Origin of the sequence: Polaribacter irgensii 23-P, from assembly GCF_000153225.1 — a bacterium.
GTDB classification, from domain to species: Bacteria; Bacteroidota; Bacteroidia; order Flavobacteriales; family Flavobacteriaceae; genus Polaribacter; species Polaribacter irgensii.
Map to the genome: position 1 here is coordinate 1,985,564 of NZ_CH724148.1, position 17,168 is coordinate 2,002,731.

Below are 17,168 nucleotides of genomic sequence, written 5' to 3' on the forward strand. Positions count from 1 at the left end.
TTTGTTAATTAATTCTTAAAATTCCATTCTATTCTTTAATTTATTTTAAAACCAATAATTACAAACTCTGAAAGTAGTAGATTTGGGAATGCGCAAAAAAATGTTCATTCTTATTGTTGTTTTGATGAGTGTTTCCTTAATCGGAATTATTGCGGTGCAGCTGTATTGGATTAACAATGCCGTAGAGAGTAAAAAGGCTCAATTTAAAAACGACATCCAGAAATCTTTAGGTGCAGCTTCTGAGCGCATTAATGAGCGGGAGCAGGCAGAATTTCAAAAGAAAATTGAAAATTTAATTGCAAAAAAGGGTTTGGCCGATAAAGCTGAATTAAAGAGTTATTTAATTCAGCAAATAGATACCACCACCAAAGAAAAAATTACTTTTGGAGGTACTTTTTTAGAAGAAAATTTTAAACTACCCACAGATTTTCTAAATAATGACTCTATTATTTATAAGAGAGTTACTGGGAAAAAAGACTTCTTTAAAGCCTCATTAATAAAAAATGTAGATTCCTATTTTCCAAAATTAACGGAAGAAAAGTATTCGTTTATAAAAGCGTACTCAAATTTTGACAAACTTCAAGCGATAGAGCTTCTAAATGATGTAAATAGAAGAAAATTAATTCATGAAAGGATTAGTAATAATGAATTAAATAGAACGATCAAAGAGCAGCTAGTCAAAAGAAATATTCGATTGGATTTTAAATATGGTGTCTATAGTATTGATGGTTTGGCAACAAAGCTAAAATCTGGATATTATACAATAGATACAAAGGAAAGTTTTAAATACCCTCTTTTTTACGACTCTCAGGGGAATGTAAGCTATAACTTACAGGTTACTTTCCCAAATGAGAACGATCACATTTTGTCCGGAATCTCAGGTATTTTGCTTTTGTCATTGTTCTTTATTTTTATTATTATCCTTGCCTTTTCCAGTTCTTTATATCAACTCATTCGCCAAAAGAAGATATCAGAGATAAAGACAGATTTTATAAACAATATGACGCATGAGTTTAAAACACCAATTGCAACGATTAATTTAGCGTTGGATTCTATAAGGAATCCCAAAATTTTGGGTGATGATGAAAAAGTGTTGCGCTATGTTGAAATGATTCGTCAGGAGAACAAAAGAATGCATTCCCAAGTTGAAAATGTATTAAGAATTTCTAGATTGGAAAAAAATCAAATTGATTTAAGCACAGAAACCATCGATATACAAGACACAATTGAAGATGCAATATCACATGTAAGTTTATTGGTAGAAGACCGGAAAGGAACTGTAAACATGCATTTTGAGGCTTTAGAGACAGAATTGCCAGGAAACCAATTTCACTTAACGAATGTGATTGTAAATATGTTGGAAAATGCAATAAAGTATTCTGTTGGTGCCCCGATAATAAATATCTATACTTCGAGCAGCACTAAGTTTTTTATTTTTAAAATTAAAGACAAGGGAATAGGAATGAGTAAAATTGTTCAAAAACAAGCATTTAATAAGTTTTACAGAGAGCAGAAGGGAAATATTCATGATGTTAAAGGCCACGGTTTAGGCTTGGCGTATGTAAAAGAAATAATTGAAAAGCACCACGGAAGTGTTATAATTGAGAGTGAAAAAGGGAAAGGAAGCGTATTTACTGTGAAATTACCTTTAATTTAATATAAAAAAAATGGGAAGCAAAAAGATTTTATTAGTAGAAGATGATCCAAATTTCGGAACTGTTTTAAAGGACTATTTAGCATTAAATGATTACAATGTAACCCATGCAAAAGACGGCATAGAAGGGTTAATTATGTTTAAGAACAGTGATTATGATTTGTGTATTTTAGATGTAATGATGCCGAGAAAGGATGGTTTTTCTTTGGCTGAAGACATACGAGCTACCAATAAAGAAATTCCAATTATTTTTTTAACAGCAAAGACATTAAAAGAGGATGTTTTGAAAGGATATGCCGTAGGCGCTGACGATTATTTAAACAAACCGTTCGATTCTGAAGTTTTGTTGTATAAAATAAAAGCAATTTTACAGCGAAAAGGTGCGGATAATACTCCTGAAAGTGAGCAGTTTGAGTTTACGGTAGGGAGCTTCTTTTTTAATTCTAAATTAAGACATTTATCTGTTGGGGAAGAGAGTGAACCAATCAAACTTTCTCCAAAAGAAAGTAAATTGTTACGCATGCTAGCCATTCATAAAAACGATTTAATGCCAAGAGAATTAGCATTGACGAAGATCTGGAGAGATGACAATTATTTTACCTCAAGAAGTATGGACGTTTATATTGCAAAATTGCGAAAATACCTTAAAGTAGATGATAAAGTAGAAATTTTAAATATTCATGGAGAAGGATTTAGGCTGGTAGAGAAAAATTAAATTTAAAATATTTTTACAAATAAAGAACTCAGCCATCTCACAAGCTGAGTTTTTTGTATTTTTATACTATGGCAACATTTATTAAATTATACAATGAAAATCCGAATCCAAAAGAAATAACTAAGATTGTAAAAGTATTGCAGGCTGGAGGTTTGGTAATATATCCAACAGATACGGTTTATGGGTTGGGTTGTGACATAACGAAAGTAAAAGCACTCGAAAAAATCGCACAACTCAAAGGAGTAAAATTAGACAAAGCAAATTTTTCTTTCATTTGCAACGATTTAAGTCACCTTTCAGATTACGTAAAGCAGATAGATTCTACTACCTTTAAAATCCTTAAAAGAGCGTTGCCTGGACCTTACACCTTCATTCTTCCTGGGAGTACGAACTTGCCGAAAGTCTTTAAAAAGAAGAAAACGGTAGGAATCAGGATTCCTGATAACAATATTATAAGAATGCTCGTTGCAGAATTAGGAAATCCTATTGTTTCTACTTCTATTCGAGACGAGGATGATGTTTTAGAATATACCACAGATCCTGAATTGATCTTTGAAAAATGGCAAAATAGTGTAGATGTTGTTATTGATGGTGGCTATGGAGACAACGAACCTTCTACAGTAATTGATTTAACAGAGGCTCCAAAAGTGATTAGAGAAGGAAAAGGTAGTCTCGATATTTTGTAAATTTTAAAACCGAAATAGTGTTTTTAAAGTTCATAATTTTGAAAGTATAGCAACAGTTATTGTTATTTTAATGCTCTGAATTTTTTTCTGCCCAAAATAAAATATTGCCATACAATGCTTGTATGTAAATTATAATCCTGTTTTTTTTGAAGTTTTTTACGTTTTTTTAAAAATTTATAGAAATTTTTATAGAGACTAATGTGTGCCTTTAAAATTGCAAATGTGTGTATTGGCCGCAATTCAAATAGAAATTTCAGACCCGCAATGCCGTCAAGGAGGAGACGCGCAAAAAGGACAAATAAAAACCATTTTGTAGGCACATTTTTTACCACATTGAACAGGCTGTTCCTAAAATTTAGGTACGTTTTTTGCGGATTTGTTTCGTGTAGAGTTGCTCCACCCAAATGAAAAACAGTAGCGCTGCCGACATATTTTACGTTGTAACCAATATTTTGAGCACGCCAACAGAGATCAATTTCTTCTTGATGCGCAAAATAATCTTCATCTAAACCTCCTATTTCGTGGTATGTTTTTGAGCGTATAAAAAAGCAGGCACCAGAAGCCCAGAAAATTTCAGCATTTTCATTAAACTGTCCTGTGTCGTCTTCTATCGTGTTAAAAACGCGTCCTCTGCAATATGGATACCCGTATAAATCTACGAATCCACCACCAGCTCCCGCATATTCAAACTTATTTTTGTCTTTTAAGTCGATTAATTTTGGTTGTACAATGGCTGTTTTTAATTCTTTTTCGAAGACAGACAGAACAGGTATAAGCCAGTTTTTTGTCACAGCAACATCCGAGTTTAAAAGGCAGTAAATGTCGGCCTCAACGATAGCTAAGGCATCATTATAGCCCTTTGCATATCCACCATTACTCTTGTTTTCTATAATGTTGACAGATGGATAAAATGTTTTTACATATTGAATGGAAGTGTCTGTAGATGCATTGTCGGCCACATATATTTCCGCCAAATTTGCACTAAAATTAATCACTGATGGCAAAAACTCTTCTAAGAGTTTTTGTCCGTTCCAATTTAATATGACAATTGCTGTTTTCAAGGGGGGAATTTACAGTTTTAAAACGAGATTTGATATAAAGTTTTCTTAATTATACCAAGCGCAAAGCTCATTTTAGAAAGAGAGAAATAGCGCGTTTAGATTTTAGCTATAATTCGGAATTTCTTTTAGAAAAACATAGGTTTCTTTTTTAAAATCCATTTTACAATAAAAATGAGTTAATCCGTTGGTGACTATTAAAAAATTTGCGTTAAGTTTTGAATTATAGCGTGCAATTTGGTCAAAAGTTGCCTGTGTTATTTTAATTTTCGGTGCTTTACATTCAACAATAATATCTGGATTTCCTTCTTTGTCAAATACTAAAATATCACTTCTTTTTTTTAAATTATTTACCACAACTTGTTTTTCAATTGCAATTAAGGTAGGAGGATAATTCTTTTCTTCAATTAAAAATTGGACAAAATGCTGACGTACCCATTCCTCGGGGGTTAATACCATATATTTTTTCCTTAAATTATCAAAAATAAACGTCTTATTTTCGTTACTTTTGAGTTTAAATTTATAGTGGGGTAGGTTTAGTTTTTGCATTTTCATTGGAACGAATATCACGATTAAAAACGATTTATAAAAAATAAAGTTTGAGTAATATTAAAACTTTATTTTAAGGAACCGATCAAATGTAAAGTACGAAGAAAGAGGGCTAAATAACCGTAAAAAACAAGAATACATCGTAAAAAAGTGAATGATATTCTTGAACTCGTGACGGAGACATAAGAGATGAGAAAATGAACGAAATAAGGAATATTGTTTCAGATGTAAAAAGTAAGAATTTAAAGCCCATTTATTTTTTAATGGGTGAAGAATCTTATTACATCGATAAAATTTCAGATTATATTGAAGCTAACGTTTTAGGAGAGGCCGAAAAGGGATTTAACCAGCAAGTAATGTATGGAAGAGATGTGACAATAGAAGATATTGTTGCTGCAGCGAAGCGGTATCCCATGATGGCAGAAAGACAAGTTTTGATTATTAAAGAAGCGCAAGATTTAAGCAGAAATATTGAGAAGCTGATTTCTTATGCAGAAAATCCGCAGCCTACTACTGTTTTAGTTCTAAATTATAAGTATAAAAAATTAGACAAGCGAAAAAAATTACACAAGGTAATTGCAAAAACAGGGTTAATCTTTGAAAGTAAGAAACTGTATGAAAACCAGGTGTCAGATTGGATTCGGAAAGCGCTCAGCGCAAAGAACTATAAAATTGAACCCAAAGCATCTTTAATGTTGGTTGAATTTTTAGGAACAGATTTGAGTAAGATTTCTAATGAGCTTGATAAGCTCATGCTTGTATTGCCCGAAGAAACAATTATCAGTGATGTGCATATTGAGGAGAACATCGGGATTTCTAAAGACTTTAATAACTTTGAACTTAGAAAGGCAGTAGGAGAGAAGCAAATTGTAAAAGCAAATAGAATTATAAAATATTTTGGAGAAAATCCGAAGAACAATCCATTGGTAATAACCATTTCTCTCTTGAATGGATACTTTACTCAGTTGTTACTGTTTCACGGTTTAAAGGATAAATCTAAAAATAATGTGGCGAGGACTTTAGGGGTAAATCCGTATTTTGTCGATGAATATTTTGTGGCGGGTAGAAATTACCCAATGCGCAAAGTAGCGCAAGTTATTGCATTTTTAAGAGATGCCGATATTAAAAGTAAAGGCGTTGGTGCAAATCAAGCAGATAGAGATATTCTGAAGGAATTGCTCTTTAAAATCTTACATTAAAATTAACTGTATACTTTTTGTTTACATCGGGTACGCACATAAAAAATATAATAGTATGAAAATATTTTTAATTATTCTTGGAGTGCTTATTTTTCTCTTTTTAGGAGCACAGATTTACCTTTATAAAAGTAGTCATAGTATAGAGGGATACCGTTATGATGTTTTGACTATCTATGAAGGCTTCGAAACTAGACAATACAAAGCAAGCTTATTTACAACGGTAAAGCTAAATACAAACAAGTATAAACAAGCTTCTGGCAAAGGCTTTTCGGTTTTAGCAGGGTATATCTTTGGAAAGAATGTAACACAAGAAAGGATTTCAATGACCTCTCCTGTTGCCATGTCTTTAGAAAAAAAGATGACCATGTCTTTTTTAGTACCTGAAGGCTTTACAAAAGAAAATTTACCAAAACCTGACAATAAAAATATTAAGTTTTTAGAGGTTCCAGAAAAGAAAATGGCCGCAATTCGTTTTGGTGGGTGGGCGACTGATCAAAAAATAGAGAAATATAAGATAGAATTGATCGCATTGCTGAATAAAAACAAAATTAAACACACCAATCATTTTTCAGTCTTAGGATACAATCCACCTTATGAATTATTTTTTCGTAAAAATGAAATTATTGTAGAATTAGATTAATAAAATGCATGCATGTCGCCGATTGAAAAAATAGGTATTTGCTCAAAAGCACAAAATAATTTGATAAAAATATTTTTTATTTTAAGGATATTTAAATTTTGAATATATTATTTAATCAAAGTGATTTCCGATATTTTTTTCGGTTTTATTTAATCTTCAATGTTTTTTTCCCTTCCACTGTAATTTCAGAACCTTCCGCGAGCATCACAGAGGCGGGTGACAAGAGGTTTAAAAACTTAAATTCAGCTCCGTAGACCATTTCAAAATTTACATTAATTTCGGATCTTTCTACTAAATATTCTTTCCATCTGGGGTGGGTTACTTCATATTCGTTGCTTTTTTTGTTGTTTACTTTTGCATATCCCCAGTAATGTTCTGTAATAAATTCGGTTTCACTGTTTGCTTCTATTTCTGTAGCTGTAAGCGCTGCAGTGACCTGAAATGATTGCCAAGACTTGTTTTTTTTCCATTCGTATGTAACCACACGGTTTTGGCTATTTTCCTCCCATTGGTGGCGCATAGGCAGGGTTTCATAATGCTCATTATACAATGTATTTGCAACGAAGGTAAGTGCGGGTTTGGGTACAATTTCTTTGATAAAAACAGCTGCGCGTTTCCATGCATTGTTTTCAAATCGCCTTACGTAAAATCGAAGGTTTACTTCTTCAAAGTTAATGTGAAAAGGAACCTTTATACCCAATATCTTCGTGTTCATAAACATAAACCCAATTAAGCTAACATAACACTTGCCTTCCCAAAAGTCCAACTCCGTTCCAGGAGGAACGTACTGTTCTAAGACCTTTGGATCAATAACATAATTTGCTACTGCTAATTTTCTCCATTCTGCGTTTAAAAAGCTCATTTGTATATTGTTTTTTAAAACGAAACATTGCGAAATTGCGATCTTATTTATTTTTATCGTTTAGAGCAAAGTTAGATTTTTTTAATACATCATCAATACCAAAACTCATAGTTTTTAGTTAAAAAAAACCTGATTTCAGTTTAGAAATCAGGTTTTAATTATTTTTTCTTGTAGATTTTATCATAAAGATTTTTGTAGGTTTTTTTTATAACCTCTCGCTTCATTTTCATTGTTGGTGTTAAATGACCACCATCTATGGACCAAACATCAGAGGTTAACTCAAAACACTTGATTCGCTCCCAATTTCCAAAGTGAGTATTTCCTTTGTCTACTTCTCTTTGAATTCTATTGATCACGATATCAGAATTTATAATTTCTTCGTTTGTTGTGCCAATTTTATGTTCTTTTTTAACAATCCAATCACGTATAAACTCAAAGTTGGGTTGAATTAGTGCAGCGGGCATTTTTTCACCTTCGCCAATTACCATAATTTGTTCTATAAATAAAGATTGTTTGAAGGCTCCTTCTAATAAAGGAGGCACGATGTATTTTCCTCCAGAAGTTTTAAACATTTCTTTTGTGCGTCCTGTGATCTTTAAAAAACCGTCTGCATCGATTTCTCCTTTATCTCCAGAATGGAAATATCCATCTTTAATAACTTCCGCAGTTTTTACAGGATCTTTATAATATCCCTGCATGATGTTCGGACCTTTTATCAAAATCTCGCCATTTTCAGCAATTTTAACGTCGACGTCTTGGATAACTTTTCCAACAGTACCAACTTTAAAGCCTCTTACCCCGTTTACTTCAATAAAGTTTACAGAACTTACGGGAGATGTTTCTGTCAAACCATAACCTTCCATTATTGGCATTCCAGCCGCTGCAAAAACCCTTGTCAATCTTTGCTGCAATGCCGAAGCTCCAGAAACCATCAGTTTTAGTTCTCCTCCTAAGGCAGCTTGCCATTTAGAAAAGATTAGCTTTCTAGCAAGGCTCAATTGCTTTTCGTACCACCATCCGTTTGCACCATAAGGCTCATATCTTAAACCAAGCTTTACCGCCCAGAAAAACAAGATCTTTTTGATACCTTTTAAGGTTTCTCCTTTTAAAATAATTTTATCATAGATTTTTTCATATAAACGAGGAACGGCGGTCATTACGTTTGGCTTTATATCTTGAGCATTTTCAGCCAATTGTTCAATCCCTTCAGCAAAATAAATTTCTATTCCACAATATTGATATAAGTATAAAATCATACGCTCAAAAATATGGCATACTGGTAAAAAACTTAGGGCTTTATCTTTTCCATTTGCCAACGGTACTTTCTCTTTACTAGCGCGCACATTGGATACAATATTTGCATGTGATAACATCACGCCTTTTGGTTTTCCTGTAGTTCCAGATGTATAAATTATGGTTGCCAAGTCTTCGGGTTTGACCTCTTTTTTCCGAGCCTCTACGTCCACTTGATTCTTAAAGTCTTTCCCTGTCTCTAAAATTTCATTCCAGCTTTTTTCACCAACGATATCGTCAAAAGTAAATACTCCTTTTAAATTTGTATCTCCTTTAATTTGATTTAGTTTTTCTACAATAGCACTGTCAGAAGCAAAGCAATATGTAGCTTCTGAATGATTGAGCACGTATGCATAGTCTTCTTTTGAAATAGTGGGGTAGATGGGTACACTTTGAGCTCCTATTTGTAAAATTCCGATATCACAAATATTCCACTCCGTTCTGTTGGTTGTAGAAATTAGTGCAATTTTATCATTTGGCTGCACACCTAACCTTAATAAACCTCTGCTAATGGCATTTGCTTTCTCTATATATTCTTTTGTAGAAGTAGAGATCCACGCTCCTTTATATTTTGTTGTAAATGCTTTTTTAAGATTGTGCTTTTCAAGCTGATAGTAGGGGAAATCAAATATACGTGTAACTTGTATTGCCATATTGTTCTTGTTTTCTTGCACTGCAAAATATGAAATTAACATTGAATTTGCAAATAGATAATAAATTGCTTTTAAATTAAGAATAGCATATTTTTTAATCTATATTTTTAAATTTTTCTTTGCGAATCTTTTTTAATTTTCATCATTTGTGCAATTAAGTAGTGTCTAGAATGAATTGTTTAGAGTAGTATCCATACTTTTTTTGTCGTTATCGCATCCTCAATTATTTGTTATAAAAATTTATTAAATTTTAAAGAGTAGTTTGTGCTCTTTACTACATCAAGGAATACTTTTTGGGTGCCTTTCGGAAATTGCGTTTACAGCACTACAATTGAATGATATGAAAGTATTTTGAACGCTCTCAAGTACCATAGCTGTTCTATAAAATGCAGTGGTTTAAATTTATTAGCGAGTAAGGAAGGGCCAATTTATGTATTGCGCTCTTTTATTTTGTTGAATGGTCAGTTTTAGAAGCGACTATTTAGAGCATTTGGCTGGATATAATATGATAATGGCATAACATTTTTTGTGAAATCATTCTTTTTTAAACAGACAATCTCTCTTGCGACGATTGTAGTTAGGTTTTTACAAGACGAAAGTTGAAAAATTAAATACAGTAGTTCAATATTTTAAATTTAATAAAATCTAAATACAGTGCAAAAAAAAGGTCGAAAATGAATCCGACCTTTTTAACTTCATAGCAATTGTGTTTCCACATTTTTGATGTTAATATTTTAAGAAACCATAAAATGGTCTTCTAAAAATTAACTACGCAAATATATATAGAGAAATTGACGTATTCGTGTAAATAATCGTAATTACTATTTTTTTAAAGCTGCTACAATTATAGAAAAATCCTCTTCAAAAAAATCTTTAGGAGCTTTAGAAGTAAATGATTTAAAATCTTTGGTGAAATGAGATTCATCATAATAGTCGTACATATAAATTAAATCTTTTAAATTCACTTTCTTGTTTTCATATTGCTTCATTAAATTTATAAAACGGTGAATTCGTATATATTTAGCAGGGGTTAGTCCTACTATTTTTTTAAATTGAGTTTCAAGCGTTTTTTGTCCGAATGGCATAATTTGTAGCAACTCTTGTACAGAAAGTAAGCCTTGTTTTTGATGGATAAAATCAATCGCCGTATCAACTGCAATTGTGTTTTTATTCTCAATTAGTGGCAATTCAAATAGTAGATTTTCTAAATTTTGAAATAATTGGATTAAATTATTACTATTATTTTTAAAGATAAATTCCAGTTTAGCCGAAATATTTTTATGAACTTGTTCAAATAATACGTGCTTGTTCGTAAATTTAGAAATATTTAAATTTGTTAGTTTGTGAAGTGTCGTAGGTTTAAAGCTGATACCACAAGAAAAGCCAACTTCATTTGCGCTAAATTGATAAGACTTGAAAAATTGCCCCGCCAATACTAAGTTTTTTAACTCCGTTTCATTGTTTTCTGTGGATACTCTTTGTCCGTCGCAGTAGACAAAGGTAAGACTTGAAACCCCGTAAGGAATGATCGTAGTATTATAAGGAATCGTTTTATTTGAATAAGAAATATGATAAAATTCTTCAATTAAATGAGCTGTTTTTTGAATTTCAAAATAAGTAAGCTTCATAGAATATTATTTATAGTTTAAGTGAGGTCTCTTTTTTAGAAAGTTCTTTTACAAATGATTCTTTTAATTTTGTTTTTTTTTCAGTGTGTGTTAAGATCCTCAATTTCGTCTTTTATTTTGAAGAATTTTCAAAATTTTTATCTTAATTATTGTGAAACAACCAATTTATAACAATGCGTTACAATATTTAGTAAAAATCACCGAGAAATAAGTGTCTTCATTAAAATTAGTATTATGAATTGAACTGGAGAATACCAAAATTCTTATTAAAACGCCTACAAAATGGTGATATAAGAACCTGTTTTCGTTTTGATGTGGTGCTTCTAAAATCTGTATTAAAATAAAAAAAGAATTGTTAATCATCTTAAAAACAAAATTTGTGCTACACAGCAAGCGTAGTAAAAGTAGCTATTAGTTGCACAAGTGCCAAAATAATCGAGCAGGTGGGTAGATAAAATAAAATTTATATTCAAAACGGATTATTTAACTGATATTGGCATTTATCGACCTACCATTGCTGTATTAATTTTCGCAAAAACTTAAGAAGGGGATATCATATCTCAAAAAAAAACAGCCTTTAGACGTGCCTAAAAGCTGTTTTAATGTAATATCACGAGGTATTAATTTTTATTTTCGATCCATTCTTTTGCATTTACAAAAGCGGTGAGCCAAGGAGATACCTCATCTTTTCTTTCCGAAGGATAGTTTGCCCAATTCCACTGAAAAGTAGAGCGTTCTATATGTGGCATGGTTACCAAATGTCTTCCAGACGCATCACTCATCATAGCGGTATTGTAATCAGAACCATTGGGATTGTTCGGATACCCTTCATAACCGTATTTGGCTACAATATTATAATTTTCTTCCTTTTCTGGAAGATTGAATTTCCCTTCTCCATGAGAAATCCAAACGCCTAAAGTTGTTCCGGCCAAAGAAGAAAGCATTACTGAATTATTTTCTTGGATTTTAACGGACGTAAATGAACTTTCATGTTTTTTAGAGTCATTATGAATCAATTTCCCGTGTACTTTATGTGTTGGATTGATTAAGTCTAATTCCATCCACAGTTGTGCCCCATTGCAAATACCAACAGATAGGGTGTCTTCTCTTTTAAAGAAGGCTTTCAATGATTTCTTTGCTTTGGCATTGTATAAAAAAGCACCGGCCCATCCTTTTGCAGATCCTAAAACATCAGAGTTAGAAAACCCTCCAACGGCACCAATAAACTGAATATCCTCTAGTGTTTCCCGTCCCGAAATTAAATCGGTCATGTGTACATCTTTTACGTCAAAGCCTGCTAAATACATTGCATTGGCCATTTCACGTTCAGAATTTGATCCTTTTTCTCTGATGATCGCCGCTTTTGGTCTTGGTAATTTTGTATTGATTTTTGGTAAGGATCCTTTAAAGTTTTTTGGAAACGTATAGGTTAACGGTTGCTTTTTATAATTATCAAAACGTTCTTTCGCCATGCCGTTCGCAGTTTGTTTCTGGTCTAGTAAAAAAGAAGTTTGATACCATACATCTCTCATTTCAGCTACATCGAAAGCAAAATGCGCTTCGTTATTCTTTATGGTTACTTTTCCTGAGTTGTTTACAGTTCCAATGTTAAAAAGAGTAATTCCAATTCCTTTAAACACCTCTTCAACCGAAGCATCTGCTTGAAATACAATTCCTGCATTTTCAGAAAACAAGACTTTAATAGAATCTTCCTCATTCAATTCAGAAATGTTGAAGTCTGCACCTATATTTATATCCGCAAAGCACATTTCGAGAAGGGTTGTAATAAATCCTCCAGATGCAATGTCATGCCCGGCCTTTATTTTATCTGCTTTTATTAGTGTTTGAATGGTGTTGAATGTTTTTTTAACATAAGCGGTATCCGTTACATCTGGAGCGTCATTTCCAATGGTGTTTAGGGTTTGATTGAAGGAGCTTCCACCTAATTTGTAGGCATCTTGGGAAACATTGATATAATAAATGTTTCCACCTTCAATTTGTAAAAGAGGTTCTACCACTTTAGTGATGGCACTGCAGTTTCCTGCAGCAGAAATAATCACGGTTCCTGGAGAAAGTACTTCGCTATCTGCATATTTCTGTTTCATCGACAAAGAGTCTTTTCCCGTTGGAACATTGATTCCTAGCGCAACAGAAAATTCTGAAACGGCTTCTACGGCTTTGTACAATCGTGCATCTTCCCCTTCATTTCTACAGGGCCACATCCAATTTGCTGAAAGAGAGACACTTTTTAAATTGTCTTTTAAAGGCGCCCACATTAGATTTGTGAGAGATTCTGTAATTGCATTTCGACTTCCTGCAGCTGGGTTTATCAATGCAGCAATAGGAGCGTGGCCAATAGCCGTGGCAACTCCTTCTTTTCCATTATAATCCAATGCCATTACCCCAACATTGTTCAATGGAATTTGTAAAGGACCAGCACATTGTTGTTTGGCAACTTTACCACCCACACAACGGTCTACTTTATTTGTTAACCAATCTTTACAAGCAACGGCTTCTAACTGCAGTACTTGTTTTAAATAGATTTCTATATTTTTTATTTTGTACCGTGAATTTTTATAGTTTCTCTCAACAGTAGTGTCTGTTAATATTGTTTTCGGAGAAGCTCCAAACATATCTTCTAAAGCCAAGTCCATCGGTTTGTCACCTTTTTTTGCAGATTCAAATGTAAATCTTTTATTTCCAGTGACTTCACCCACTGTATACATTGGTGAACGTTCACGGTCTGCAATTTTTTGTAAGGTATCGAGATGTTTTTTTGAAATAACCAATCCCATTCTTTCTTGGGATTCATTTCCTATAATTTCCTTTGCTGACAGTGTTGGGTCTCCAATTGGCAGTGCATCCAAGTCGATATGACCACCGGTGTCTTCTACCAATTCAGAAAGACAGTTTAAATGTCCTCCTGCGCCGTGATCGTGAATAGAAACAATAAAATTCTCTTCGCTTTCTACCATTCCGCGGATTGCATTTGCGGCACGTTTTTGCATTTCTGGGTTGGATCGTTGCACGGCATTCAGTTCAATTCCTGAAGCAAATTCGCCTGTATCTGATGAAGACACTGCAGCTCCACCCATTCCAATTCTGTAGTTTTCACCTCCAAGAATTACAATTTTATCTCCTTCTTTCGGGGTGTCTTTTAATGCTTGATCTGCTTTTCCATAACCAATTCCACCCGCTTGCATAATGACTTTGTCATAACCTAATTTTCTTGGTTTTGAGGCACTTGAAGCTGTATTTTCTTCATGTTCAAAAGTCAATACAGATCCCGTAATTAAAGGTTGCCCAAATTTATTTCCAAAATCAGACGCTCCGTTAGATGCTTTGATTAAAATATCCATAGGAGTTTGATACAACCATTCTCTTTCTTGAAATTTGTGTTCCCAATATCTTTTTTCTTCTAGACGGGAATACGAGGTCATATACACCGCAGTCCCTGCCAATGGTAAAGAGCCTTTTCCACCCGCAAGGCGGTCTCTAATTTCCCCTCCAGAACCGGTTGCAGCCCCGTTAAATGGTTCTACTGTCGTTGGAAAATTATGCGTTTCTGCTTTTATGGAAATTACAGAATCAAAAGCTATATTTTGATAATAATCAGGTTTGTCCGCTGTTTTTGGAGCAAACTGCGTTACAGAAGGACCTTTGATAAAAGCAACATTGTCTTTGTATGCCGAAATAATATCGTTTGGAAATTGCTTCGAAGTCTCTTTAATTAGTTTAAACAGAGATGTTGGCATCTCCTCTCCGTCAAGGATAAAAGTGCCGTTAAATATTTTATGACGACAGTGTTCTGAGTTTACTTGGCTAAACCCAAATACCTCAGAATCCGTTAGTTTTCTTCCGATTTTAGTAGCTATACCCTCTAAATAAGACACCTCTTCAGGGCTTAAAGACAAACCTTCTTGTGTATTGTAAGTTGCGATATCTTCAATATTTAAAATTGCTTTAGGCTCAATTTTTATAGTAAAAAGATCTTGATGCAAATTTGTATACTTTTCAGAAATCATAGTATCAAAGTCCTCAAAGTTATCAGAAACTGCTGTAAATTCTTCAATTCTAAGGATATTTGTAATCCCCATATTTTGAGTGATTTCTACAGCATTTGTGCTCCAAGGAGTAATCATTGCCGCTCTGGGTCCTATATACGTAGCTTCTAAAGAGCTTGACTCTATTTTTGGCTGATTTGAAAATAACCAAGTCAACTTGGAAATTGTAGTTGCAGTTAAATCTTTTGTTGCTTGTACAGCGAATACTTTACTGCTTGTATTTCCAAAGAAATGAATCATGGTCTTGTTTTATTTGTGTGACGTTGTAAAAAAGCAAATTTACTTTTTTTAAGTTTAATGTTGATGAATTATTTCTTTGAAGTTTTGGAGTTATGCACGAGGTTTTAAACAAAAAAAACGATTCAATTTGAATCGTTTTTTTTGTTTTTAATAAAAGGTAATTATTTGTAAATTATAGATTTATTTTTTTATCATGTGCTTAAAATGTCAATTTATCTGGAAAATAGTATAATTTCTGCACTGCTGTTGTCAAACCCCATAATTGTAGTTTGTATTGTTTTGTGAGCTCAGTTTTGTGTGCATCTTTATTTTTTAAAGAACAATGAGACACCTTGTGTTTTTATTTTTTGGTTTGAAATACAATTTAAAGAGATCTCATTCTTTGTTACATATTCTTATTATTTCCAGTTTTAATAAATTATTTGTTCCGCTCTTTTCAATTAATATGCGATTTTCTTATCGTATACTATGGTAATTTTTTTTCCATAAGTGCCATATAGAAACCATCAAATCCAGAAATATGAGCAAAAACCTTTTTGTCTGAAACCAATGTAAATTGTTTTCCTGCTTCTGACGTTAAAAACTTTTGAACTTGTTCTTGGTTTTCTGAAGGCAACACAGAGCAAGTTGCATATACCATTTTTCCACCTGGCTTTAACATAGGAGCGTACTGTTGTAAAATTTCCTGTTGTACTTTTTTAATATTTTCTATAAACTCAGGTTGTAGTTTCCATTTTGAATCTGGATTTCTGCGCAGCACCCCTAAACCAGAACAAGGAGCATCAATTAATATTCTATCTGCTTTGCCATGTAACTTTTTAATCGGTTTTGTAGAATCGATCACTCGCATGTCAATATTATGCGCTTTGTTTCTTTTCGCTCTTACTTTTAGCTTTCGGAGTTTACTCTCATAAATATCCATCGCTATAATTTGACCCTTGTTTTCCATCAGTGCAGATAAATGCAATGTTTTACCACCAGCACCCGCGCACGTATCAATGACCTTCATACCTGGTTTTACATCTAAATAAGCTGCGACCAACTGAGAGGATGCATCTTGGACTTCAAAAAAACCGTTGTGAAAAGCTTCTGTTTTGAATACGTTTGCTCTTTCAGGCAATACTAATGCATCTGGGTGATTGGGAACAGTTTCGGTGCTTATATTTTCTGCATGTAATTTTTTCTGAAGAATTTCTTTAGAAATATTTAAGGTATTGGTTCTTAAAATAACATTTGCTTGCACGTTTAAAGCAGCAATTTCTTTCGTCCACAACTCTTCTCCCAACTCTTTGGCACACATTTCGTCCATCCAATCTGGAATTGATTCCCTAAATTTTCGCGTTCTTGAGAGCTCGTCGAAACGTCCTTTAATTTTTCTCTCTGGCACGTCACCCACTTGATTCCAGTCGGGAAGTGCAATTCCCCGAAGAATACACCAAACAGAAAATAACCGCCAAATATTATCGCGATCATAAGGTGCTTTTACCTCCGCAATTTCAGCATACAAGCGGTTCCAACGTACAATGTCGTAAATTGTTTCTGCAACAAATTTACGGTCTCTTGCACCCCAACGTTTGTCGCGTTTGAGGGCTTTTTCTACTGCCTTGTCCGCATATACGCCTTCGTTAAATATATCTCTAATGCTGTCTATAACTGCGAAAGTTAAATTTCTATGTAATCTCATTATATCTTCTTATGGGATGTAAATATACATATAAGTAAGAGGTTGGCAATTTAAAAGTTGCACGGAAAAATCAGGTTTAAATACCTGTAAGAATCTTCTTTTTAAAGAAGATTAAAACTAGAAACACAAAGTTTTTTTGCAAGGTTTGAAATGTGTTTTTATATCTTGCTATTTTAGAAAAGATACTTTTTTCTTTATCGGATAGTCTTGGACAGCACTGAAAAGTTGTTTTGTGGAACGATC

The 17,168-nt window shown here is 33.2% G+C and carries 12 protein-coding genes; 5 read left to right on the forward strand and 7 right to left on the reverse strand.

From position 1 onward, the window contains the following. Positions 1-100: 100 nt before the first annotated feature. The 3 genes from PI23P_RS08915 (at position 101) to PI23P_RS08925 (ending at position 3,055) form a co-directional block, all read left to right on the forward strand. Positions 101-1,657: a sensor histidine kinase gene (locus PI23P_RS08915; RefSeq protein WP_238300009.1), complete on the forward strand. Its 1,557-nt coding sequence runs from the start codon at positions 101-103 to the stop codon at positions 1,655-1,657. Positions 1,658-1,667: 10 nt separating this feature from the next. After that, positions 1,668-2,369: a response regulator transcription factor gene (locus PI23P_RS08920; RefSeq protein ID WP_004570485.1), complete on the forward strand. Its 702-nt coding sequence runs from the start codon at positions 1,668-1,670 to the stop codon at positions 2,367-2,369. Positions 2,370-2,437: 68 nt separating this feature from the next. After that, complete coding sequence (locus PI23P_RS08925) at positions 2,438-3,055, forward strand: L-threonylcarbamoyladenylate synthase (protein WP_004570486.1); 618 nt, start codon at positions 2,438-2,440, stop codon at positions 3,053-3,055. 62 nt (positions 3,056-3,117) lie between these two features. On the opposite strand, the gene PI23P_RS08930 is transcribed toward PI23P_RS08925, so the two are convergent. Then, entirely contained in the window at positions 3,118-4,116 is a 999-nt protein-coding gene (locus PI23P_RS08930; RefSeq protein WP_004570487.1) for a glycosyltransferase family 2 protein, read from the reverse strand. 102 nt (positions 4,117-4,218) lie between these two features. Further along, positions 4,219-4,662 (reverse strand): type I restriction enzyme HsdR N-terminal domain-containing protein, encoded by a 444-nt coding sequence (locus tag PI23P_RS08935; RefSeq protein ID WP_026288367.1) that lies wholly within the window; start codon positions 4,660-4,662, stop codon positions 4,219-4,221. A gap of 197 nt (positions 4,663-4,859) precedes the next feature. Here PI23P_RS08935 and holA point away from each other — a divergent pair, with 197 nt between their 5' ends. Together holA and PI23P_RS08945 are read left to right on the forward strand one after the other, a co-directional pair. After that, positions 4,860-5,861, forward strand: a complete 1,002-nt coding sequence (gene holA, locus PI23P_RS08940; protein ID WP_004570489.1) for a DNA polymerase III subunit delta — start codon at positions 4,860-4,862, stop codon at positions 5,859-5,861. A gap of 55 nt (positions 5,862-5,916) precedes the next feature. Further along, a complete protein-coding gene (locus tag PI23P_RS08945) occupies positions 5,917-6,501 on the forward strand; it encodes an SOUL family heme-binding protein (RefSeq protein ID WP_004570490.1) in 585 nt (194 codons plus the stop codon). 145 nt (positions 6,502-6,646) lie between these two features. Here PI23P_RS08945 and PI23P_RS08950 read toward each other — a convergent pair whose 3' ends face one another. The 5 genes from PI23P_RS08950 to PI23P_RS08970 all read right to left on the reverse strand — a co-directional run bounded on the left by PI23P_RS08950 (position 6,647) and on the right by PI23P_RS08970 (position 16,925). Beyond that, on the reverse strand, positions 6,647-7,363 hold the full coding sequence (locus PI23P_RS08950; RefSeq protein ID WP_004570491.1) for a YqjF family protein: 717 nt from the start codon (positions 7,361-7,363) through the stop codon (positions 6,647-6,649). 158 nt (positions 7,364-7,521) lie between these two features. Continuing rightward, the gene (locus PI23P_RS08955) at positions 7,522-9,309 is read right to left on the reverse strand and encodes an AMP-dependent synthetase/ligase (protein ID WP_026288368.1); all 1,788 of its coding nucleotides are present in this window, start codon (positions 9,307-9,309) and stop codon (positions 7,522-7,524) included. A gap of 821 nt (positions 9,310-10,130) precedes the next feature. After that, entirely contained in the window at positions 10,131-10,937 is an 807-nt protein-coding gene (locus PI23P_RS08960; protein WP_004570493.1) for a helix-turn-helix domain-containing protein, read from the reverse strand. Positions 10,938-11,557: 620 nt separating this feature from the next. Further along, positions 11,558-15,241, reverse strand: coding sequence for a phosphoribosylformylglycinamidine synthase (gene purL / locus PI23P_RS08965; protein ID WP_004570494.1), 3,684 nt, complete (start codon positions 15,239-15,241; stop codon positions 11,558-11,560). Between the two features lie 466 nt (positions 15,242-15,707). Then, positions 15,708-16,925 (reverse strand): RsmB/NOP family class I SAM-dependent RNA methyltransferase, encoded by a 1,218-nt coding sequence (locus PI23P_RS08970; RefSeq protein ID WP_004570495.1) that lies wholly within the window; start codon positions 16,923-16,925, stop codon positions 15,708-15,710. Positions 16,926-17,168 lie beyond the last annotated feature (243 nt).